This window comes from Clostridium sp. 1001270J_160509_D11, from assembly GCF_015667935.1.
GTDB lineage: Bacteria > Bacillota > Clostridia > Peptostreptococcales > Peptostreptococcaceae > Intestinibacter.
Window position 1 is genome coordinate 1 of sequence record NZ_JADPET010000030.1, and the last position, 23128, is coordinate 23128.

The following is a 23128-nucleotide window of genomic DNA, read 5'->3' on the forward strand; positions in this document are numbered from 1 at the left end:
CCCTAAAACAGGTGACGTTTTGGCAATGGCATCAAAGCCAGATTATGATCCAAATCAACCTACAAAGGCAATATATCATATAATATTCTAGTAATTGTGCATATAAAGAATGCTATAGCTGTTGGAATTAAAAATCCAAGAGCAGTCCATTTAATACTCTTTGTTTCTTTTTTTATTGTCAATAATGTAGTTGTGCATGGCCAATGAAGTAAGCTAAAAAGCATTAAGTTAAGCGCTGTTAAATAAGTCCAACCATGGTCAGTAAGCAAGTTGCCTAATTCTTGAAGACTTGTGTAGTCTGTCATAGAACCTGTAGCCATATAAGACATTATTAAAATAGGTATTACAATTTCATTTGCAGGCATACCCAAGATAAATGCCAAAAGTATAAAACCATCTAATCCTATAAATTTTCCTATTGGGTCCAAAAACAAGGCTATATGGTTTAATATTGTCATATCCCCAATATAAGTATTGGCTAAAATCCATGTTATTATACCGGCAGGAATAGCAACTATAACGGCCCTACCCAATACAAATAAAGTTCTATCTATTAAAGAAGTATAGATGATTCTTCCTATTTGTGGCACTCTATAAGGTGGCAGCTCCAACGTAAATGTGGAACTTTCTCCTTTTATAAGTGTTTTAGATAATAAATAAGATACAAGTAAAGTTATTCCTATACCTATCAAAACAATTAAAGTAACAAAAATTGCAGTAGATATGCTAGAAAAAAATGTATTGTTAATTGCAGAGGTAAAAAATATAGTAGATATTGCGATTAAAGTAGGAAAACGACCATTACATGGAACAAATGTATTTGTAAGAATGGCTATTAGTCTCTCTCTTGGTGAATCAATAATTCTACACCCTATAACTCCACAAGCATTACAACCAAATCCCATACACATTGTCAAACACTGTTTACCATGAGTTTTACATTTTTTAAATAAATGGTCTAAATTAAATGCAACCCTAGGCAGATATCCTAAATCCTCTAAAAAGGTGAACAAAGGAAAGAAGATTGCCATAGGTGGCAACATAACAGATACAACCCATGCAAATGTTTTATATAATCCATAAACCATCATATCGCAAAACCATTTTGGAACATTTAAACTACTCAAAAAAGAGTACATACCAGGTTCAATGCTAAATAAAAGATTGGATAAAACTTCAGAAGGATAATTTGATCCAGAAATAGTTATCCATAAGATTATAGCGAGCATAACAAGCATTGTTGGAATTGCAAAATATTTTGACGTAATAATAGAATCTATTTTGTCGTCAATATCTTCTTTATCATTTTTTTGACTTACTACATTTTCAAATAAGCTTGAAGCATAGTCGTAATTTAGCTTTGAAATTTCATCTCTTATTCTTTTTTTGTCTAAATTTTGAGGAAGTTGATGTTTTATATATTCTAGAGTATCTTCAAAATCTCCTTCAATATAGTTGCTTAAAGATGAAAATAAACTTTCATCACCATCTATTATCCTAAGACCTAGCCATCTTGAGTTTATTTGGGGAAATGTGTTTTCTAAATCATCTTTAAAAGACTCCACCAAGGATTCGATTTCATCATTATATACTACATAATTTTTATTATCGACTTTTTCTTGCAAAACAACTTTTTCTAGTGCATTTTGCAATTCATCCATTCCAATTTTATTGCGTGCACTTGTCAGTACGACTGGAATACCAAGTAATTGCTCCATTTTTTCTTTATTTATCTTTATAGATTTTTTTTCGGCTTCATCTATCAGATTAACGCACAAAACGACTTTGCTTGTTAATTCTAATACTTGAAAAAGTAAATTTAAATTTCTCTCCAAACACGTTGCATCGCATACAACAATAACGGCATCTACATCACCAAAACATATGAAATCCCTAGCTACAACTTCTTCTTGAGATAGGGCAAATAGAGAATATGTTCCAGGTAAATCTATAAGGTTGTAGTTGATATTATTGTATGTGAATTCACCTCTTGCAGTTGCTATTGTCTTTCCAGGCCAGTTACCAGTATGTTGCTTTAATCCAGTTAAATAATTAAATACAGTACTTTTTCCTGTGTTTGGATTTCCAGCTAATGCAACTATATATGAATTTTCTTTTTGTTTTATATTAAAGGAATCTTGCAGAGATTTGATTTTACAATTTTTATATGTCAAACCCATTTATATATCCTCCTATTATTTTACTAAAATTAAATTACTTTCCTCTTTTCTAAGGGCTATTTTACTACCTCTAACCTTATATACAGTTAGGTGATCTTTAGGACCCTTTCTCAATACATCTATAAGAGCACCTTTTGTAAATCCAAGTGCTAACATTCTTTCTCTCAAATTACCATCTGATAATAAATCTTCAACTTGAGCTGTTGTTTTTATTTTTACATCTGTTAATCTTTTCAATTTTAACTCCTCCTTAAAAATTTTAGCCTAAGCTAACTTTTCTAATTTTAAGGTATGAAAATAATACATAAATTGTGCAAAATAGTAATAAATTTTCTAAAAAAAAATAATAAATATATAGGAGGTGTTTTTTTGAGTGAATATTTTACATTTAGTGAATATATGAAAAATAATAAATTAACACCTAGTGAAGAAGATTATGTAGAGATGATTTATAGAATATATCTTAAAAATGGGAATGTAAAAGTAAAAGACGTTGCAAGTGAATTAAATATAAAACCTGCATCTGTCACAAAAATGGTCAAAAAGCTAGATGAAAAAGGTGTATTAGAATATAAAAAATACGATTATATAAAGCTGACAAAAATGGGATATAAATTGGGAGATACATTACTAAAAAGGCATAATACAATTTATAAATTTTTAGAAATTCTAGGTTTAAAAGAAGATATACATGAAGAAACAGAAAAAATAGAACATACAATAAATTACGATACACTTGAAAAAATAAATACATTGATAGACTTTTTTTCAAATAATGAAGATGTATATTCCTTATTGATAAACTTTAGAAAAAATAGGGAGTGCTAAATACATAAGCAAAATAGTGTTAATTATTAATTATCAAGAGGGATTATCCTCTAAGGGGGAGTTTATGAAACTTTTAAAAATGTTGCAGTCAGTTGATATTTTAGCAATCAATGGGCCAGTAGATGTAGAGATAGAAGATATTTCATATGATTCTAGAACTGTCATAGAAGGTAGCATGTTTATATGTATAAAAGGAAATAACGTAGATGGGCACGACTTTATAGATGATGCGATAAAAAGGGGAGCAAAGGTAATATTAATTGATAGAAAAATACCTTATAAAAAAGATATAACATATATAAGAGTAGAAAATATTAAAAAATCTATGGCCATAATTGCAAAGAACTTTTTTGATAATCCATGTCAAAAAATAAATTTAGTTGGGATTACAGGGACAAATGGAAAGACAAGTACAGTGAGCTTTATAAGGCAGATACTTGAATATGACAGCAAGGTGGGAAGTATAGGGACTATAGAAATATACGATGGAGATAAAAATACAATATCTAAAAATACAACTCCAGAGAGCTTAGACATACAAAGAAATTTAAATAAGATGATAGCAAATGACTGTAAATACTGCATTATGGAGGTTTCTTCCCATGCTTTAGTCTTAAATCGAGTAGATTGTATTGATTATAAAATAGGAGTGTTTACAAATTTAACTCAAGATCATTTAGATTTTCATAAAAATATTGAAAACTATAAAAATGCTAAAGAGAGATTATTTTATAAAACAAATTCAGTAAATATTTTTAATATAGATGATGAAGTAGGAGAAGAATTCTTTGAACACAGTTTAAAACGAGATATAAAGACATATACTTATGGAATAAATAAAAAAGCCGATTTTAGAGCGAGTGATATAAAATTATACCACGACAAAACAGAATATACATTAACTACAAATGAAGGTAAATTTAAAGTATCAATACCTATATTAGGTTATTTTAACGTATACAACACATTAGCAGCAATAAGTACTTGTATATCACTAGGTATAGGATATGAAGAAGTAATAAGTAGGGTTAAAACTTTAAAAAGTGTACCAGGCAGATTAGATTGTGTTGAAAATGAAAAAAACATAAATATAATTGTAGATTATGCCCACACTCCTGATGCACTTCTTAATTTAATAAAAAGTGCAAGATTATTTACAAAAGGAAGAATAATTTTAGTTTTTGGATGTGGTGGAGATAGAGATAAAACAAAAAGACCGATAATGGGAAAAATTGCCCAAGACAATTCAGATATTTCAATTATAACTTCAGATAATCCTAGATTTGAAAATGAAACAGAAATAATAAATGATATTTTAAAAGGTATAAATACTAAATTAGACAATTACTTAATCGTAAAAGATAGAAAAGAGGCGATAAAAACTGCTATAGAAATATATAAAAACCAAGATTTAATAATTATAGCGGGTAAAGGTCATGAAGATTATCAAATAAAAGAAGATAAAAAATATTATTTTGATGATAAAAAAATAGCTAAAGAAATAGTAGATAAATTATAAATCAATAAAAATACTATAAAGAGGGGAGGTTCATTCCCCTTTTTTTAATATTAAGATATCTGTTTGTCGAACCATTTCAAAGCAAAATCCTTAAATATAGTCTCGTTTTTAGATAATTTTTTATTTTTTATATTAACTAAATAAGTCGTCGCATAAAAATTATCAAATAAATTGATGATTTTTATATGGCTATTTATGTTGTTTTTATATGACATAGCGATAGTATCGGGAAGAAGAGTTATACCCATATCTTCAGATACTAATGCAAGTAATGTTTTTGTCTGACTATCTATATAAGACACTTCTGGAAAAAAGTTTAAGTTACCCCAAACACTTAAAAATATATTGTGTAAAGTTGAGTCGCCGCTTAACGAAATATATTTTTCTTTTGATGTTTTTGAAAGAGCAATAGTTTTATTTTCTAAAAATCTATGGTTTTCAGAAGTGACCATGACTAAATTATCATGAAAAAGAGCACATGAATCTAATAATTTGCTATTTGTGCCTATATTGTTTACAAATGCTAAATTAAATTTAGACAGACTTAAATATTCTAATATGGAATTGTTACTTCTTTCTATAAGCTCTATTTGAATATTTTGATATTCTTTGTGAAAATCGCCTATAAGAGCTGCCAGTCCATATTCAATCATTGTATCTATAACCCCAATTGTAATAATTTCACTTTCTTGACTTTTGTATTTTTCTAAACCCCTTTGCATTTTGTCATAGCTATCAACGCTTTGTTTTGCAAATTCAAGAAATTCTTGCCCTGCTGGTGTCAACGTGATAGTCCTATGTTCCCTTTTAAAAAGCTCAATCCCAATTTCCTTTTCTAAGGCTTTTATATGTTTAGATATTGATGATTGAGATATAAATAATTGCTGGGAAGCTAGTGTAAAGTGATTATTTTTTACAACAGCTAAAAAAGACCTTAATTGTTCAAATGTCATTGTTTTTCCCACCTTAAAATAAAATAAATAAAAAAAATCCCCTTAAAAATATTATAACAGATAATAGATAAAAATAATGAAAATAGGATATAAGTTTATATTGATAAAAATATAGATTATCTAGGTAATATATACGAATGTATAAATTTATAAAATGATTGACAAACTATAATAATATTAATATATTTAAATTAAAGATATATTTATAGTTGAGATAATAAATAAATTCAATCGAATTTAAAGAGAGGTCTTGGCTAAAAAGAGACTTAAGAGTTAGTGAATATAGGAGCTCTCGTCCTTATGGATGAGAGCTTTTTGAGCATTATGGGGAAGGAAGGTCATTTATGAAATCTGTAGAAGAACAATTGAAAATAATAAAAAAGGGAACATTAGATATAATTAATGAAGAAGAATTAATAAAAAAATTAGAGAAATCAATAAATAATAATAATCCATTAAAAATAAAATTGGGGCTAGATCCTAGTGCACCAGATATACACCTAGGACATACAGTTATTCTTAGAAAACTAAAACAATTACAAGACTTAGGACATGAGATTATTATAATAATAGGTGATTTTACGGGTAAGATAGGAGACCCCACAGGAAAATCAAAAATGAGAAAGTCTTTAAGTGATGAAGAAGTATTACAAAATGCAAAGACATATGAAGAACAAGTATTTAAAATCTTAGATAAAGAAAAAACAACTATAAAGTTTAACAGTGAATGGCTATCTAAATTGACGTTTGAAGATGTTTTACAGTTGACACAATATACAACAGTAGCGAGAATGCTTGAGAGAGAGGATTTTAGGCTGAGATTTGAAAATCAAAGACCTATATATTTAAATGAGTTTTTCTATCCTTTAATGCAGGCTTTTGATTCGACTGCTATTGAAGCAGATATAGAATTTGGCGGAACAGACCAAAGATTTAATTTGCTTTCTGGCAGAACTCTGCAAAAGGAGATAGGAAAAGAGCCACAAGTTGTAATTATGATGCCTCTTATAGAGGGATTAGACGGCAAAAATAAAATGAGTAAAACTCTAGGTAATTATATAGGAATTTACGAATCGGCAAAATCAAAATATCAAAAGGTCATGGAAATACCAGATGAACTAATTGTAAAATACTACACATTATTAACTGATGTAAGTGATGAAAAAATAAAAGAAGTAAAATATAAAATAAAAGATGAAAATATAAATCCAAGAGATATAAAAATGGATTTAGCGAGAGAAATAGTCAGCTTATATCACACAGCAGAAGAAGTAGATCAAGCAGAAGAGAGATTTAAAATGATATTCCAAATGGGACAAAAGCCAAAAGATATAGATACAATAAATGCAGAAAAAGAAAACTTCGATTTAATCCAAATAGTAGTAGATAAAGGTTTAGTATCTAGTAAAAGTGAATTTAGAAGACTTTTAGCACAAGGTGGAGTAAAAATAAATGATAAAAAAATAACTAAAGAAGAGTTCTTGCCAAAAGAAGGCGAACTTGTCGTGCAAATTGGAAAGAAAAAATTTATAAAAATAATAGTGTCTTAAATTAAAATAAGGTAAGTTTAACTTGCCTTATTTTTTATACAATTGAGAAAAATAAAATATTACAAGGTTATATAAAAGGCAGATTATATATTGTATAGAAAATGTAAGTTTTTAAACTATATAAATAAAATTATATATAATAATTAATTAAAAATAATGATTTTTTGGAATATTATGTTACTATTATGTAAATAAAGCCTTTTATTCATATACAGTTCATAAAAGGGCATTTGTTATTATAATTTTATGGTAAATAATTAAATAAAAGGGGGCATTATCATGAATTTTGTAGACAAATTAGGTGTATTTGTAAAAAAATACTTATCACTACTAGTTTTAATTGGAGCAGCTATATCTTATATTAATCCAAATATATTTATAGGTGTAGTGCCATATTTCAACTATATTTTAGGATTTATAATGTTTGGTATGGGGATGACATTAACTAAAGATGATTTCATACTTATACTTAAAAAACCAAAAGATGTTATATTAGGACTTTTAATTCAAATGGTTACTATGTCAATTGGAGCATTTATAGTAGTGAAATTACTAGGTTTAAAAGGTGATGTAGCAGTAGGACTTATATTACTTGGGGCTTGTCCAGGGGGAACTACTTCAAACGTAATGAGTTTTATAGCTAAAGCAGATGTTGCATTATCAGTAACATATACTTCAATATTTACATTTTTAGCACCAATAGTAACACCAGCATTAATTTACTTATTTGCAGGGACTTACGTTCAAGTCGATGGTATAGGAATGTTTATATCAATATCTCAAGTTGTTTTAATACCAATAATATTAGGTGTAATAGCTAATACTTTATTTGCTAAAGCAGCGGCTAAATGTATAAGAGTATTGCCTTCTGTATCTGGACTTGCTATGGTAGTTTTAGTTGCAGGTATAGTAGCTGCTAATGCATCAAAATTAAATGCATCAGTAATAATATTAGCTTTAGCAGTAGTAATCCATAATATATATGGATATTTATGTGGTTACTTCGGTGGTAAGGCTGTTGGATTTAAAGAAAGAAAGAGAAGAACTCTATCTATAGAAACTGGAATGAAAAATGCCACATTAGCGACAGTTTTAGCAGCAGCACATTTTGCACCAGAAGCCGCAATAGCACCAGCAATAGCAGGTATATGGCATGCATTTTCAGTATCAGTACTTGCAAATTATTGGGGTAATAAAGAAATAACTGATGAAGATGATGAAGAAGTAAAAGAAAGCTTGGAATAAAATATAAAATTTAAATAAAAATAAATTTTGTCAATAAATTGTTGAGAAAATATTAACAATGTGTTACACTTATCGTAAGTTAATATTTAATTTGTAAGATATCAATGAATGATATAAAAGCCATGAAGGTCTATGCCTTCATGGCTTTTTATGTTCAAGAAGGTTACTTGTAAATTATATATTAATAAAAAAATGAGGAGTAGTTAAAAAAGAGAATTAGGGAGGATAATTATGAAATTAAAAAAGTTTTTAGCAGTAGGGGTGGCTGTGATGCTGTCTGTTGGAAGTTTAACAGGGTGTTCTTCTAGTAATAACGCCAGTAACAATGAAAAGGTTTCTTCTAATAAAACTACATCAAAGAGAGAAGAGAGAATCAAAAATAATGAGTTAATAGTGGCAATTGGAGAAGAGCCAGAATCAGGATTTGATGCTACAACAGGCGGACATGGATCGCTTACAAAAGTATTTTTCTCAACTTTATTTAAAAGAGATAAAGAGTTAGGATTTGAAAATGATTTGGCAACTGGATATAAAGTATCTGATGATAAATTAACATGGACAGTAACTATAAGAGACGATGCTAAATTTACAGATGGAGAGAAAGTAACAGCAGAAGATGTAGCATTTACATATGAAACTGCTAAGAACTCAGGTTCAGAAATAGATTTAACAATGATAGATAAGATAACTGCAAAAGATGATACTACAATAGAATTTAAATTAAATAGAACATATTCTGCATTTATGGAGAGATTAGCATACTTAGGTATAGTTCCTAAACATGCTTATGATGAAAACTTTAAAGATAATCCAGTTGGATCAGGGCCTTATGAATTTGTACAATGGGATAAAGGTCAACAAGTTATAGCAAAAGAAAATGAAAATTATTATGGCGATAAACCAAAAATTAAACAATTGACAATGGTATTTTTAGATACAGATGCTGCTTATTCTGCTGTCCAAACTGGAGATGTAGATGTGTGCCAAATAAACGGAAACTTAGCAGATAAAAAAGTAGATGGAGCAAATGTAGTTGATATAGAAAGTATCGAATGTTATGGTGTTGAGTTACCAATGGTTAAAGCAGGAGAAAAAGCAAAAGACGGATACGATATGGGTAACAATGTAACAAGTGATGAAGCTATAAGAAAGGCTTTAAATACTGCAGTAGATAGACAAAAGATAGTAGATGGAGTACTTAATGGATATGGTACACCTTCTACTACAGGGCTTGAACAAATGCCATGGGAAGATAAAAGTACTGAATTATCTAAAGATGAATATGCAAATGTAGACGAAGCTAAAAAAATATTATCAGATGGTGGATGGAAAGACACAGATAATGATGGAGTATTAGAAAAAGACGGCCAAAAAGCTGAATTTAAATTACTATATACTGAAGGTGAATACAGACAAGAAATGGCTTTAGAATTTGTAAATGTAGCAAAAGAAATAGGTATAAGCGTTAACTTAGAAGTTAGAACATGGGATACAATACTTGAAGATATACATAAAGAAGCTGTATTATTTGGATTTGGTTCAGGAGATCCATCAGAATTATACAACTTATATTACGGTCCTATAGCAGGTGGAACAGTTGCATGGGACAATGCAGGTGGTTATAATAACGAAAAAGTAAACGAAGATATAGATAAAGCATTAGATGCAAAAGATGAAGATGAAGCATTACCATATTGGAAAGACCTTCAAAAATATACATCTGCAAAAGGCGACGCACCATATTGCTGGCTTGTAAATGCAAATCACGTTTACTTAGCTGCAGATGGATTTGACTTTGGAAACCCAGTAGTTCAACCACACGGCGGAAGAATATTTGACAATGTTAATGAATGGTCATGGAAATAAACATTAAATATAAATAAAGCTAAGATACAAACTAGTACCTAGAAATATGTACTAGTTTGATATTGTATTTTTGAAGATTTTGAGGAGAGAAAATATGAATAAGGGAATAGGGGAATTTTTAACTAAAAAAGTTTTGAAATTAATAACTCTTTTAGTAGCTCTTTGTATAATTACTTTTGTTTTAATGGAATTATCTCCAATCGACCCAGTTACAGCTTATGTCGGAGCATCAACAAAAGTAAGTGCTGAACAAAGACAATTAATAGCAGAACATTGGGGCTTAAATCAACCTCCTATAATTAGATTTTGGTCTTGGTTTAAATCGATTATAAGTGGAGATTGGGGAACTTCTATGATATACAGAAGACCAGTTTTAGAAGTAATAGGACAAAAATTTATGTCGTCTATATGGCTTATGGGAATATCTTGGATACTTTCTGGAATTATAGGATTTATTTTAGGGATTATAGCAGGCATAAAAGAAGGAAAATTAATAGACAAAATAATACGTGGATATTGCTATATAATAATGTCGACTCCAACATTTTGGCTTGGAATATTATTTATAATATTATTTTCTGTAAAATTAGGGTGGTTCCCAGTTGCACTAAGTGTACCAATCGGCGTTTTATCAGAAAATGTGGGATTTGCTGAGAGAATGCAACATATAATACTACCTGCACTCACTCTTTCAATAATAAGTATTTCGAGTATATGTATGAATACAAGACAAAAGGTCATAGAGATAATGGAAAGCGACTATATATTATTTGCAAAAGCACGTGGCGAAAGTCAAATAAGTATAATATTTAATCATGTTCTTAAAAATGTATCACTTCCAGCAATAACACTTCAGTTTTTATCCTTTAGCGAATTATTTGGAGGAACAATATTTGTAGAGCAAGTTTTTTCATATCCTGGACTTGGTCAAGCGACAGTTTCAGCAGGACTTAAAGGTGATTTACCACTTCTTATGGGAATAGCGATAATAATTTTAGTATTTGTCTATTCTGGAAATATAATTGCAGATTTATTATACAGAGTGATAGATCCTAGAATTAAGGAGGGACAAAATTTATAATGGAAAAAATCAAAGAAAAAGGACAACTAAAAAACAAAAAACTTCTTATTAATTACGGGGCTAGAGAAAGAACAATATTCTGGATAACAGTATTTGTTATTTTATTTGCAGATATATTAATCTGGGGAACTTTTATAGGTGAAGATAATTTATATGTAGATTTATTAAATAAATTTCAACCTCCATCACTTGATCATTTATTTGGAACTGATTGGGTGGGAAGAGATATGCTTACTAGAACTATAAAAGGTCTTAGCATAAGTATGAAAATAGGTATTTTAGCTACTCTTACAAGTACAATAATTGCAGTATTATTAGGTATTATTGGTCCTACATTTGGGAAAAAGGTAGATTTTATTGTAACTTGGCTTATAGATTTAGTCTTATCAGTACCTCACACATTAGTTGTAATACTTATATCAATTGCTATGGGTGGAGGTATAAAAGGTATTGTAGTCGGTGTTTCGCTTACTCACTGGACATCGCTTACTAGAGTTATAAGAGCGGAAGTTATGCAGATTATGGAGTCGGATTATACGAAGATTGCGAGAAACTTTGGAAAATCAAATTGGTATATAGCAAAAGAACATATCTTGCCTCATGTAATACCTCAGATAATAGTTGGAGCTGTACTTATATTCCCGCATGCAATCTTGCACGAAGCATCAGTAACTTTCTTAGGTTTTGGGCTTCCACCACATGAACCAGCCATAGGTGTAATACTTTCAGAAAGTATGAAATACCTTACAAGTGGAGACTGGTGGCTTGCATTTTTCCCAGGGCTTAGTTTAGTTTTAGTTTCTATGATGGTAGACAGAATAGGCAAAAATATAGAAAAATTAATAAATCCTAAAACAGCGTATAAATAGGAGGTAGAGATGAAAGAGCCAATTTTAAAAGTTGAAAACTTGGGAATATCATTTTCTCAATATACAAAAGGATTAGTTAGAACTGATTTAGAAGTAATTAAAAATTTAGATATAGAATTAAATAAAGGCGAGATATTGGCAGTTGTAGGTTCTAGTGGTTCTGGAAAAAGTCTTCTTGCACACGCTATTTTGGGAATACTTCCACATAACTCGTCTACACATGGAAGGATAATTTATAACAAAGAAGAGCTGACAGAAAAGAGAAAACAAAACTTAAGAGGGCGTGAGATTGTACTTATACCTCAATCTGTAAATTATCTCGACCCTTTAAAAAAGGTAGGAAGTCAAATTAAAATATCTATAAAAAATAAGGATAAAAAAGCTAAAGACGAAATTGTAGATAATCTCTTTGAAAAATATAATTTAGACAAAAAAGTTAAAAATTATTATCCATTCCAACTATCAGGAGGGATGGCGAGAAAGGTGCTTTTATGCACAGCTTTAGCATCAAACAGCAAGGTAATAATTGCAGATGAGCCGACGCCAGGATTAGACGAAGAATCCTTAAATGAAGTACTAAAAGACTTTAGAAAAGTGGCTGATAGCGGATGTTCAATACTGATGATAACACACGACATATCTGCTGCACTTAAAATTGCAGATAAGGTGGCTATTTTTTATGCAGGTTCTACTTTAGAAATAGCTAATACAGATGATTTTAAAAATATAGAAAAATTGAGACATCCTTATACAAAGGCACTTTACAAGGCACTTCCAAACCATGAATTTAAAGCTTTAGACGATAAGACACAGCCACTTCCAAGTGAACTTCCAAAAGGATGTGTATTTTGTGATAGATGTAAAATCAAAACAAAGGAATGTGAAGTTAGAGTACCGGAAATTAAAGAAATTAGAAATGGAAAGGTGAGATGTATTCATGCAACTTAAAGCTAAAAATATAAATTTTAAATATAATGAGGATAGATATATATTAAAGGATATTGATTTTTGTGTAAATAGCGGTGAAGTCGTTGGACTTATTGCTCCAAGTGGATTTGGTAAGACGACACTTGCCAAAATATTGGCTGGATACATAACTCCAGAAAGCGGAGAAGTGATACTTAAAGGATGTAAAAGAGAAAAAAATGGATACAATCCAGTTCAACTTATTTTCCAACATCCCGAAAAATCTGTAAATCCAAAGTGGAAGATGAAAAAAATAATAAACGAGGCATTTATTCCACCAAAGGAATTGATAGAAGCTATGGGTATTAAACAAGGATGGATGAATAGATGGCCGAGTGAATTATCAGGTGGAGAACTTCAACGTTTTTGTGTTATAAGGGCATTATCACCGAAGACTAGATTTTTAATTGCTGATGAGATGACAACTATGTTAGATGCAATAACACAAGCACAAATTTGGGATGTAGTTTTAGATTATGCCAAGAAAAATGATATAGGTGTAATAGTTATAAGTCATGAAAAAGCTTTAGTAGACAAAATATGCGATAGAGTTGTGAATTTAGAAGAATTTAAAGAAGAGCAAAAAGAAGTAGTTTAATTGTATAAATATATTTAGCAATAAAAATAAGTTTTGATGCAAAAAGAATAAATTGAATATATAAAAAAATAGAAAATATTTCCTCGAAAACAATTGACATGTGCTACATAAAATGGTAATATATCAGTAGCTTAAAAAGCAGAAAATGGGGCATACCACCACGGGTATGGTTTATTTTCTGCTTTTTTTGCTTTTAAATAAGATTTCTAATCAATAAAAAGGGGGAATAATATGATATTAAACGGTAAAACTGTAGATTTAAAAGAAGATATTTCTGTAAAAGATCTTTTAGAAAATTACGACTTAAATCCACAAAAGGTCGTTGTAGAAGTAAATATGGAAATACTAGATGACGAAGTCTACAGTACATATTTATTAAAAAATGAAGATACAGTGGAAGTTATAAGCTTTGTAGGGGGTGGTTGATTTGAAGATATTCTTAAATGAGATTCAGACAGAAATAGAGGAAAACTGCACAGCTTATAAATTACGAAATAAAGTAGATAAGAATTGTGATGTGCTTATCTTAAATGGATTTCCATTAAAGGAAGATAAAATTTTAAAAGAAGATGATAGACTTACACTTATAGAGAGGGGAAAAATCCCAACAAAAGACGAGTTAGAAAGAGTTATGATTGCAAGACATACGCCAAATGTACATAATAAGCTCAAATCTGGAAAAGTTGCAGTTTTAGGTCTTGGAGGACTAGGTTCAAATATAGCTATCTCGCTTTCTAGAGTAGGAGTAGGCGAAATTGTTTTAGTAGATTATGATGTAGTTGAACCGTCTAATTTAAATAGACAGCAGTATTTTGTAAAACATATAGGTATGAAAAAAACAGAGGCACTAAAATCTTTAATAAAAGATATAAATCCTTTTGTAAAGATAAAAACTAAGGATATATTTGTTACAAAAGAAAATATAGATTTTTTAAAAGAATATGATATCGTAATCGAGGCCTTTGATGATCCAAAAAACAAGGCTATGATATGTAATACTGTACTTAGAAACTTTAAAGATAAATACCTAATTGCATCATCTGGAATGGCTGGATATTACGATTCAAATATAATAAAAACAAAGAAAATAAGAGATAAATTTTATATTTGTGGAGATTTTGAACACGAGGCAAAAGAAGGCGAAGGACTAATGGCTCCAAGGGTTTCAATATGTGCAAATCATATGGCAAACTTAGCTATGAAAATTTTAATTGAAGATATAAAAAGATAAAAGTTAGTAAAAATATTATGATGTACTATAAATATAAAACAGTAATTTGATTTAAATTTTAGATACTAAATTAAAAAGGGGAGACAAAATGGATAAATTAATATTAGGTGGACACGAATTTGACAGCAGACTTTTAATAGGGACAGGGAAATTTGGAAGTAACGATATTCTTCCAGAAGTTATAAAAGCAAGCAATAGCGAAATAATAACAATGGCAATAAGAAGAGTTGATTTAGACAATCCAAATGAAAATATTTTGACTTATATACCAAAAGAAATGACTATACTTCCTAATACTTCGGGAGCTACTAATGCAGAAGAGGCAGTTAGAATAGCTAGGATATCTCGTAAAATTGGCTGTGGAGATTTTATAAAAATAGAAGTTATATCAGATACAAGATACTTACTACCAGACAACGAAGAGACAATAAAAGCAACTAAAATTCTAGCAGATGAAGGGTTTGTAGTTCTTCCATATATGTCACCAGACTTATACGCAGGAAGACGTTTAATAGAAGCTGGAGCAGCTGCTGTAATGCCACTAGGCGCACCGATTGGGTCAAATAGGGGATTAAAAATGAAAGAAATGATTCAGATAATGATAGATGAGTTAGACACTAATATAATTGTAGATGCAGGCATTGGTAAGCCATCACAAGCGATGGAGGCTATGGAGATGGGAGCAGCTGCAGTTTTAGTAAACTCAGCAATTTCATCAGCACAAGACCCAGTAAAAATGGCAAATGCATTTAGATTAGCAGTAGAAGGTGGAAGAGAGGCATACCTAGGAAAAACTGGACCAGTGAGCAACTTTGCAAATGCATCATCACCTTTAACTGGATTTTTAGGAAGTCTATAAGGGGGAATATAGATGAGTTTTTATGAAGTTTTAGAAAAATACAGAGATTTTGATTTCGACGGATATTTTAAAAATGTTACAGAGCCAGATGTTTTAAGAAGTTTAAATAAAAATAAGTTAGATCATATGGATGTCTTAAACTTATTATCACCAAAAGCCACACAACACCTAGAACAGATGGCACAAAAAGCTCATAGATTAAGTCTTCAACATCTTGGCAAAACAGTAACTTTATATACTCCTATGTATATTGCAAATTACTGTGTAAATCACTGTGTATACTGCGGATACAACTGTAAAAGTGGGATAAACAGAAGAAAATTAAATATGGAGCAAATTAAAAACGAAGCAGATTATATAGCTGATATGGGATTTAAACATATTTTAGTACTTACAGGCGAAAGTGAAAGACATTCTCCAGTTGAATATATAGGAGAGGCGGTAAATCTTATTTCAGACAGATTTTCGTCAATAGGGATAGAAGTATATCCAATGGAAGTAAAAGGGTATAAACACCTTGTTGAAAATGGTGCAGACTCACTTACTGTCTATCAAGAAACATATGATGAAGTAGTTTATAAAAAGGTACACATAAAAGGACCAAAGGCAAATTTCAAATTTAGACTAGATGCGCCGGAAAGAGGGGCAATGGCAGGAATGAGAAGTTTATCAATAGGCGCACTATTAGGCCTTGCAGACTATAGAAAAGATGCATTTTTCACTATTTTACATGGAGAATATTTAAAAACAAAATATCCACATATAGAGCTTTCTTATTCAGCACCTAGAATGAAGCCATTTAAGGGGAACTTTGACGATATAAATCCAGTAGACGATAAAACAGAATTTCAAATAATGACGGTTATGAGACTTTTCGACCCTCATGCAGCATTAAATGTTTCGACAAGAGAGGATTTAGAATTTAGAAAAAATGTAATGCCATTAGGAGTTACTAAATTAAGCGCCGAAGTAACAACAGACGTAGGGGGACATACTTTAGGAGAAGGTGGAACAAACCAATTTGAAAATAATACAGATGCCAGCTTAGAAGAAGTAGGAAAAATGTTAAATTCAATCGGATATCAATATGTATTTAAAGATTGGGAGAGATTTTAGATGTATTTAATCAGCAACAGAAATCTATGCTCCAAAGAAAAATACATAAAAACTATAGTCGAAGCTGCTAAAAATAATGTAGAGTACTTGATTTTAAGAGAAAAAGATTTAAAATATAGTGAATTGGAAAAACTATATAATGAGATAGTTTCAGAATTAAAAGAAAATAAAGCAGATATAAATATAATTGTAAATAGCTCGATTGAATTATATGAAAATTATCCTATTTATGGAGTACACCTTCCATATAATTTATTTAAAGATTTGATAAGTAGGGGTTATAAGTTCGATAAAAATAAAAAAATAGGACTATCTCTACACAGTACACATGAGGTTATTGAGTTAAATAAAATTATAGAAAGTAAAAAAATAGATATAGATTATATAACTCTTTCACATATATTTGATACAAAATGCAAAGAAGGGCTAACACCTAAGGGAGTAGATCTTTTAAAAAATGCTAAAGATTTGACTAAAATAAAGATTGTTGCGTTAGGCGGAATTTTGTCTCAAAATATAAAACAAATTATAGATTACTGTGATGATTATGCAGTTATGAGTACTTTGTTTAAAAGCGATAATATTCAAAATACTATAGAAGACTACAATAAAAATTGGAGATAATATTAATTTAAAACCCAAAGAGAAAAACAAATTCTTTGGGTTTTATTTTTTGCATAATTCAAAACCCTAAAATGTAGCAATATAGAAGATGATGTAGTGCAATGATATAATTATAATAGTAATAAAATAAACTATAGATAATCGGTATAAGGATGTATTTTAAAATTCTAAAATATTGTATAGGGTCTTTAAAAATTAATTTACAGTTTTTTAAGGGGGGATTTTATGTTTACTAAATACAAAGGAGAGATTGGACTAGGTTTGACTGCTTTTATCTGGGGAAGTGGATTTATAGGGGTTTCAATTTCTTTAAGCGGTGGACTTACACCACTTCAGATATTGACAATAAGATTTTTTATAGGAGCAGTTTTACTTGGAATTATATTTTTTAAAGAAATTAAGAATAATATAACTAAAGAAGCTATAAAAGCAGGTAGTTTAATTGGTGTATTTTTATTTATTGCGTTTGCATTTCAAACGATTGGAATGTCTTATACAACAGCATCAAAAAACGCCTTTTTAACAGCTATAAACGTAGTAATAGTACCGTTTATCGGTTTTATATTATACAAAAGACCACTAGACAAATACGGAATAATAAGCAGTATAATAGCGATTTTGGGAATAGGAATACTATCTTTAGAAGCCGACTTTAGCATCAATTTTGGAGATTTTTTGACAATGATATGTGCATTTGGATTTGCATTTCACATATTTTTCACAGGCGAATTTGTTAAAAAAAACAACGCAATAGTTCTGACTGTTGTTCAATTTAGCGTTGCAACTATTTTATCACTAATAGTACAGATATTGTTTAATGAAATAAAAATACAAGCGCAGATATCATCTATAATAGGTGTACTTTATTTAGGCATATTTTCTACGACAATTGCATTTTTACTTCAGACTATTTGCCAAAGAGATGTAAGCCAGACAAAGTCAGCTATAATTTTATCAATAGAATCAGTATTTGGAACTATATTATCAGTTATAATTTTACACGAAGTTCTAACTTTAAAAATGATAGCTGGATGTTTGATAATATTTTGTGCAATTATAATTTCAGAGACAAAATTATCTTTTTTAAAGAAAAATAATTTAAAAGAAGAAGATACAAAATCTATAAATTAACTCAATATAAAAATTCAAATTAAAAATAAAAAAGTAAAATTTAATAAAACTCAAACACATATTTAACTAAAGAAAGGAGAATAAAAAGTATAATTTACTTTTAAAAGGCGTATGGAAAATTATATGACAGAAGGTAATGCAGCAAAATCAATTGCATATTTTTCAATACCGTTAGTTTTAAGCAGCGTATTTCAACAACTCTACAACTTAGTAGATTCAATAATTGTCGGAAATTATGTCGGTGAAGATGCACTAGCAGCAGTAGGAGCATCTTATTCAATAACTATGGTATTTATGTCAATTGCTATAGGAAGTGGGATAGGATGTGCAGTTGTAATATCTCAATATTATGGGGCAAAGATGATTTATAAAATGAAGACATCAATATACACATCTATAATAGCTATAGGAGTGCTTAGTATTTTTTTAGCTTGTATAGGATTATGTATGTCGAAGTTTTTATTAAAAATAATGAAAACCCCTGTAAATATATTTGATGATGCACTAAATTATTTAAACATATATTTCTTAGGGCTTACATTTATGTTTTTATACAATATAATAACTTCGATTTTCAATGCGCTTGGAAAATCTAAAATACCTCTGTACTTTCTTATATTCTCTAGTTTCTTAAATATACTTTTAGATTTAATATTTGTTGTAAAACTCCAATATGGAGTGATTGGAGTCGCTATGGCTACTTTGATTGCACAAGGTATATCGGCTTTTTTATCTATAGGATACTTATTTTTTAATTTGAAAAAATTTGATAAAAAAGACTCTATAAATAGTGAATATAAAAAAATAAATAGTGATAAGGAAACTTATAAAAATAATGAAATAGATGATTTAGATTTTAAACTTTTTGACTTTAAAATACTAAAAAATATGAATAAAATAGCTATACCATCTATATTTCAACAGTCATTTGTATATATAAGCATATTTTTAGTTCAAATAATAGTAAATACATTTGGATCATCTATAATAGCTGGATATACTATAGCGACAAAAATAGATTCAATAACTATGATTCCACTTGCGTCATTTGGAAATGCAATAGGTACATTTACAGCGCAAAATATAGGTGCTAAAAAAATAGATAGAGTAAAAGAAGGATTAAAAAGTACCTTAATTATGATATCAATTATGAGTTTAATTATATTCAGTATATTATTTATTTTTGGAAGGGATATAATAGATTTATTTTTAGATGAAGCTCAAAGTGAAGATGCTATAAGTTTTGCAATCAAATACCTTCGTGTAATTTCAGCATTTTATATATTAAAAGGTTTTATGAATGCTTATTGCGGAGTGCTAAAAGGTGCTGGAGATATAAGTATATTTGTAATAGCTACCATGTTGAATTTCTTTATTCGATTGATAATCGTATATATTTTTTCAAACAAAATTGGCCCATCAGTAGTTTATTATGCTATTCCTATAGGATGGTTTGTAGGTCTATTGATAGGATATATAAGATATAAAAATGAAAAGTGGAAATTAAAAACAATAATTAAATAAATCTTTTTAAAACTGTCATGAGTTTATAACTTATGGCAGTTTTTTTATTAAAAAATTTACAGTAAAGTAATAAAATGTAATATAATTTAATAAATAATCCATTTTCCTTTAGTAGAATAAAGAAAAATTAATTGTAAGGGAGAGTTTGAAATGAAAAAAACAGAACTTTATATAAAATCTACTAATAATGAAAATAATTTACACACAATTGTGTGGGAGCCTGAAGGTGATATTGAAGCGATTGTCCAGATATCACATGGGATGATAGAGTACATAGATAGATATGATAGATTTGCAAGATTTTTAAATTCAAAGGGGATATTAGTGGTGGGAAATGACCACCTTGGTCATGGTCTTACAGCAAAAGATGATGATGAATTGGGGTATTTTCCAACACAATACAAAAGTAAAACAGTAGTAGACGATTTATATGAGATTACAAAAGAAATAAAGTCTAGATTTGGAGAAGAAATACCTTATTTTGTATTGGGGCACTCTATGGGATCTTTTATGATTAGAAGATATATAATGACTTATGGAGATAAGGTAGATGGAGCAGTAATAGTTGGTACTGGTAGTCAGCCAAAAGTTGTATTAAAAGGTGGAAAAGCAGTACTAAAAATATTAAAGGCCTTTAAAGGAGATAATTACAGAAGTAAATTTGTAGAAAAAATGGCATTTGGGACTTACAATAAAAAATTCGAGCCAGTAGTTACACAAAATGATTGGATAAGTAGGGATAAAGATATAGTACATAAATATGTAAATGATAAATACTGTACTTTCTTATTTACATTAAACGGATATGAAACGTTATTTGATGTATTGGAATTTATACAAAGTCCACAAAATAAAGTCAAAATACCAAATGACCTACCATTATTATTTGTTGCTGGAGATATGGACCCAGTTGGAAATTACGGTAAAAGTGTAAAACAAGTATACAATAATTATAAAGTCCAAGGTGTAGAAGATATAGATATAAAACTTTATAAAGATGGACGTCATGAGATACTTAATGAACTTAATTATGAAGATGTATATAATGATATTTATAATTGGTTAAAAAAACGTATTGAGAATACTCAAAAAGCGTTTTAATTTACATATATAAAATAATATAAAGGTAATATTAGGAGGAAAAATGGGGATTTACTTAGATAATGCAGCGACTTCTTTTCCAAAACCAAAAGAAGTTGCAGATGCAGTATATGATTTTATGATAAATAATGGGACCTCTTCTGGAAGAGGCTCATATAAAAAAGCAATGCAATCAGATTATATTGTTTATGAATGTAGAAAACTTATTGGAAATCTTTTTAATTTTGATGATCCTAAAAAAGTTGTATTTACAAGCAATGTAACTGATTCTTTAAATATTGCAATAAGAGGAATACTAAAGGAAAATGACCATGTAATAACAAGTAGTTTGGAGCATAATGCCGTTTGGAGATGTCTAAAAACTTTAGAAAAAGATATAAATATAAAAATAGACACAGTAGAATGTTCAAAAGACGGGATTACAAATCCAGAAGATATTAAAAAATACATAAGAAAAGACACAGCATTAATAGTATTTACACAAGCATCAAACGTACTTGGAACAATACAACCTATAAAAGAAATAGGCAAAATAGCGAGAGAAAACAAAATAGTATTTTTAGTAGACGCTGCACAAAGCGCTGGAGCTATGAAGATAGATATAAAAGAAGACAACATAGATATTCTTGCATTTACAGGACATAAAAGTTTGCTTGGGCCTATGGGGACAGGAGGTCTTATAATAAATACGGATATAGACATAAAACCGCTAAAAGCAGGGGGGACAGGTGGTGATTCTGTATATGAATATCAGCCTGATTATTATCCAAATCACTTAGAAACTGGAACCTCAAATGTAAGTGGGATAGCTGGTCTTAGAGCAGCTATAAAGTTTTTAAATAGAGAAGGAATAGACAATATACATAATAAAGAAAAAGAACTTACAAAATACGCCTTACAGAGATTGGAAACTGTAAAAGATATAGAAATTTACGGACCAAAAGACTGTGAAAAAATCTTAAGTGTAATAAGTTTTAATATAAAAAACAAAAGACCAGAGGATATATCTACTATATTAGATCAAAAATACGACATAATGCTTAGGGCAGGATTGCACTGCGCACCAACTGCACATAGCGTAATCAATACAAAAGACAGGGGTAGTCTTAGAATTGGTATTGGATATTTTAATACAAAAGACAATATAGATAAATTAGTTGAAGCTTTAAATAATTTATAATAAAATTTATTAAAAAATTATAGGGGGATAATTATGTTTTTAGAACAAATCAATTTAAGTTTTATACAACCATGCACAACAGATTCAAAGAGAATAAGAATAATAGCAACTCCATCTAGAGATGTATCAGAGCTTTTCCCATATTTAAATACTTACTTAAAAACAGCTATATACAACAAAAAAGGACAAACTCTAACATATAACTACGGCCCAAAAATAATAGTAATAACAAAAGACGATATAAAAGTATCTAAATTATTAAATGAAACAGATGCATTTGAGACATTAGATTATATAAAAGATTTTATAAACGATTGTTATGAAAAAAAAGACAGCATAAAACCTAGTGATGAAAAACGCAACTTACCTAGTCCATTTGATGTATATGAAGTACTTCCTCGACTAAATTGTGGAAAATGCGGAGAGTCAACTTGTATGGCATTTGCAGCAAAGTTGGTAGCGGGAAAATATAAACCTAATATGTGTTCTCAAGTTAGGGCAGAGGGCAATGAGAAGATGAGAGAAGAGCTGGAAAATATATATTTAACATTGGGGTATGAGTTTTAATTAGATAACTAAATAATTACAAAATATTGCAAAAAAAATTAGAAAAGACTAAAATTATATTGTCAAGAAATTTTAGGGGTATGAGTATTATATATAAAATAACTAAAAAGTTTTATAAAAACTGTTTAAGTATAAAAATT

At 29.3% G+C, this 23128-nt stretch carries 22 protein-coding genes; 19 read left to right on the forward strand and 3 right to left on the reverse strand.

The features are described 5' to 3' along the window. Positions 1–59 precede the first annotated feature (59 nt). Positions 60–2180 (reverse strand): ferrous iron transport protein B, encoded by a 2121-nt coding sequence (gene feoB / locus I4U58_RS04645; RefSeq protein WP_195929874.1) that lies wholly within the window; start codon positions 2178–2180, stop codon positions 60–62. Between the two features lie 15 nt (positions 2181–2195). Beyond that, the gene (locus I4U58_RS04650) at positions 2196–2417 is read right to left on the reverse strand and encodes a FeoA family protein (RefSeq protein ID WP_195929875.1); all 222 of its coding nucleotides are present in this window, start codon (positions 2415–2417) and stop codon (positions 2196–2198) included. Positions 2418–2549: 132 nt separating this feature from the next. Between I4U58_RS04650 and I4U58_RS04655 the strand changes: the two genes are divergently transcribed. Both I4U58_RS04655 and I4U58_RS04660 read left to right on the forward strand, forming a co-directional pair. Next, positions 2550–3008, forward strand: coding sequence for an iron dependent repressor, metal binding and dimerization domain protein (locus I4U58_RS04655; protein ID WP_243269559.1), 459 nt, complete (start codon positions 2550–2552; stop codon positions 3006–3008). A 64-nt stretch (positions 3009–3072) separates the two neighbouring features. Continuing rightward, complete coding sequence (locus I4U58_RS04660) at positions 3073–4527, forward strand: UDP-N-acetylmuramoyl-L-alanyl-D-glutamate--2,6-diaminopimelate ligase (protein WP_195929876.1); 1455 nt, start codon at positions 3073–3075, stop codon at positions 4525–4527. Positions 4528–4577: 50 nt separating this feature from the next. Here the strand turns inward: I4U58_RS04660 and I4U58_RS04665 are convergent, their stop codons facing one another. Further along, complete coding sequence (locus I4U58_RS04665) at positions 4578–5480, reverse strand: LysR family transcriptional regulator (RefSeq protein ID WP_195929877.1); 903 nt, start codon at positions 5478–5480, stop codon at positions 4578–4580. Positions 5481–5824: 344 nt separating this feature from the next. Here I4U58_RS04665 and tyrS point away from each other — a divergent pair, with 344 nt between their 5' ends. The 17 genes from tyrS (at position 5825) to I4U58_RS04750 (ending at position 22988) form a co-directional block, all read left to right on the forward strand. Next, positions 5825–7030, forward strand: a complete 1206-nt coding sequence (tyrS, locus tag I4U58_RS04670) for a tyrosine--tRNA ligase (RefSeq protein ID WP_195929878.1) — start codon at positions 5825–5827, stop codon at positions 7028–7030. 279 nt (positions 7031–7309) lie between these two features. Beyond that, the gene (locus I4U58_RS04675) at positions 7310–8275 is read left to right on the forward strand and encodes a bile acid:sodium symporter family protein (protein WP_195929879.1); all 966 of its coding nucleotides are present in this window, start codon (positions 7310–7312) and stop codon (positions 8273–8275) included. 231 nt (positions 8276–8506) lie between these two features. Continuing rightward, complete coding sequence (locus I4U58_RS04680; RefSeq protein WP_195929880.1) at positions 8507–10141, forward strand: ABC transporter substrate-binding protein; 1635 nt, start codon at positions 8507–8509, stop codon at positions 10139–10141. Positions 10142–10235: 94 nt separating this feature from the next. Then, positions 10236–11222 carry an ABC transporter permease gene (locus I4U58_RS04685; RefSeq protein WP_195929881.1) on the forward strand — a complete coding sequence of 329 codons (987 nt, stop codon included), beginning with the start codon at positions 10236–10238 and terminating at the stop codon, positions 11220–11222. Next, positions 11222–12091, forward strand: coding sequence for an ABC transporter permease (locus tag I4U58_RS04690; RefSeq protein WP_195929882.1), 870 nt, complete (start codon positions 11222–11224; stop codon positions 12089–12091). The genes I4U58_RS04685 and I4U58_RS04690 overlap by 1 nt, the downstream gene beginning before the upstream one ends. A 9-nt stretch (positions 12092–12100) precedes the next feature. After that, positions 12101–13039 (forward strand): ABC transporter ATP-binding protein, encoded by a 939-nt coding sequence (locus tag I4U58_RS04695; protein ID WP_195929883.1) that lies wholly within the window; start codon positions 12101–12103, stop codon positions 13037–13039. Next, positions 13029–13655, forward strand: coding sequence for an ATP-binding cassette domain-containing protein (locus tag I4U58_RS04700; protein WP_195929884.1), 627 nt, complete (start codon positions 13029–13031; stop codon positions 13653–13655). Before I4U58_RS04695 ends, I4U58_RS04700 begins: the two co-directional genes overlap by 11 nt. Positions 13656–13886: 231 nt before the next feature. Then, positions 13887–14081: a sulfur carrier protein ThiS gene (gene thiS, locus I4U58_RS04705; RefSeq protein WP_195929885.1), complete on the forward strand. Its 195-nt coding sequence runs from the start codon at positions 13887–13889 to the stop codon at positions 14079–14081. A 1-nt stretch (position 14082) separates the two neighbouring features. Next, on the forward strand, positions 14083–14886 hold the full coding sequence (gene thiF, locus I4U58_RS04710; RefSeq protein ID WP_195929886.1) for a sulfur carrier protein ThiS adenylyltransferase ThiF: 804 nt from the start codon (positions 14083–14085) through the stop codon (positions 14884–14886). An 88-nt stretch (positions 14887–14974) separates the two neighbouring features. Continuing rightward, a complete protein-coding gene (locus I4U58_RS04715) occupies positions 14975–15745 on the forward strand; it encodes a thiazole synthase (protein ID WP_195929887.1) in 771 nt (256 codons plus the stop codon). A gap of 12 nt (positions 15746–15757) precedes the next feature. Further along, on the forward strand, positions 15758–16861 hold the full coding sequence (thiH, locus tag I4U58_RS04720) for a 2-iminoacetate synthase ThiH (protein WP_195929888.1): 1104 nt from the start codon (positions 15758–15760) through the stop codon (positions 16859–16861). Then, positions 16862–17485 carry a thiamine phosphate synthase gene (locus I4U58_RS04725; RefSeq protein WP_195929889.1) on the forward strand — a complete coding sequence of 208 codons (624 nt, stop codon included), beginning with the start codon at positions 16862–16864 and terminating at the stop codon, positions 17483–17485. It begins immediately after the preceding gene. Positions 17486–17710: 225 nt separating this feature from the next. Continuing rightward, positions 17711–18616 (forward strand): DMT family transporter, encoded by a 906-nt coding sequence (locus tag I4U58_RS04730; RefSeq protein ID WP_195929890.1) that lies wholly within the window; start codon positions 17711–17713, stop codon positions 18614–18616. Between the two features lie 111 nt (positions 18617–18727). Next, positions 18728–20140, forward strand: a complete 1413-nt coding sequence (locus I4U58_RS04735) for an MATE family efflux transporter (protein WP_195929891.1) — start codon at positions 18728–18730, stop codon at positions 20138–20140. 150 nt (positions 20141–20290) lie between these two features. Beyond that, positions 20291–21241 (forward strand): alpha/beta fold hydrolase, encoded by a 951-nt coding sequence (locus tag I4U58_RS04740; protein ID WP_195929892.1) that lies wholly within the window; start codon positions 20291–20293, stop codon positions 21239–21241. Between the two features lie 43 nt (positions 21242–21284). Next, positions 21285–22421, forward strand: coding sequence for an aminotransferase class V-fold PLP-dependent enzyme (locus tag I4U58_RS04745; RefSeq protein WP_195929893.1), 1137 nt, complete (start codon positions 21285–21287; stop codon positions 22419–22421). 33 nt (positions 22422–22454) lie between these two features. Continuing rightward, positions 22455–22988: a (Fe-S)-binding protein gene (locus tag I4U58_RS04750; RefSeq protein WP_195929894.1), complete on the forward strand. Its 534-nt coding sequence runs from the start codon at positions 22455–22457 to the stop codon at positions 22986–22988. Positions 22989–23128: the final 140 nt, after the last annotated feature.

Coding starts and splice junctions, on each gene's coding strand:
- tyrS (WP_195929878.1), top strand. CDS start 5,825: ATGAAATCTGTAGAAGAACAATTGAAAATAATAAAAAAGGGAACATTA.
- I4U58_RS04715 (WP_195929887.1), top strand. CDS start 14,975: ATGGATAAATTAATATTAGGTGGACACGAATTTGACAGCAGACTTTTA.
- I4U58_RS04675 (WP_195929879.1), top strand. CDS start 7,310: ATGAATTTTGTAGACAAATTAGGTGTATTTGTAAAAAAATACTTATCA.
- thiH (WP_195929888.1), top strand. CDS start 15,758: ATGAGTTTTTATGAAGTTTTAGAAAAATACAGAGATTTTGATTTCGAC.
- I4U58_RS04745 (WP_195929893.1), top strand. CDS start 21,285: ATGGGGATTTACTTAGATAATGCAGCGACTTCTTTTCCAAAACCAAAA.
- I4U58_RS04725 (WP_195929889.1), top strand. CDS start 16,862: ATGTATTTAATCAGCAACAGAAATCTATGCTCCAAAGAAAAATACATA.
- thiS (WP_195929885.1), top strand. CDS start 13,887: ATGATATTAAACGGTAAAACTGTAGATTTAAAAGAAGATATTTCTGTA.
- I4U58_RS04700 (WP_195929884.1), top strand. CDS start 13,029: ATGCAACTTAAAGCTAAAAATATAAATTTTAAATATAATGAGGATAGA.
- I4U58_RS04685 (WP_195929881.1), top strand. CDS start 10,236: ATGAATAAGGGAATAGGGGAATTTTTAACTAAAAAAGTTTTGAAATTA.
- I4U58_RS04665 (WP_195929877.1), bottom strand. CDS start 5,480: ATGACATTTGAACAATTAAGGTCTTTTTTAGCTGTTGTAAAAAATAAT.
- I4U58_RS04740 (WP_195929892.1), top strand. CDS start 20,291: ATGAAAAAAACAGAACTTTATATAAAATCTACTAATAATGAAAATAAT.
- I4U58_RS04730 (WP_195929890.1), top strand. CDS start 17,711: ATGTTTACTAAATACAAAGGAGAGATTGGACTAGGTTTGACTGCTTTT.
- I4U58_RS04690 (WP_195929882.1), top strand. CDS start 11,222: ATGGAAAAAATCAAAGAAAAAGGACAACTAAAAAACAAAAAACTTCTT.
- I4U58_RS04695 (WP_195929883.1), top strand. CDS start 12,101: ATGAAAGAGCCAATTTTAAAAGTTGAAAACTTGGGAATATCATTTTCT.
- I4U58_RS04750 (WP_195929894.1), top strand. CDS start 22,455: ATGTTTTTAGAACAAATCAATTTAAGTTTTATACAACCATGCACAACA.
- I4U58_RS04660 (WP_195929876.1), top strand. CDS start 3,073: ATGAAACTTTTAAAAATGTTGCAGTCAGTTGATATTTTAGCAATCAAT.
- feoB (WP_195929874.1), bottom strand. CDS start 2,180: ATGGGTTTGACATATAAAAATTGTAAAATCAAATCTCTGCAAGATTCC.
- I4U58_RS04735 (WP_195929891.1), top strand. CDS start 18,728: ATGGAAAATTATATGACAGAAGGTAATGCAGCAAAATCAATTGCATAT.
- I4U58_RS04680 (WP_195929880.1), top strand. CDS start 8,507: ATGAAATTAAAAAAGTTTTTAGCAGTAGGGGTGGCTGTGATGCTGTCT.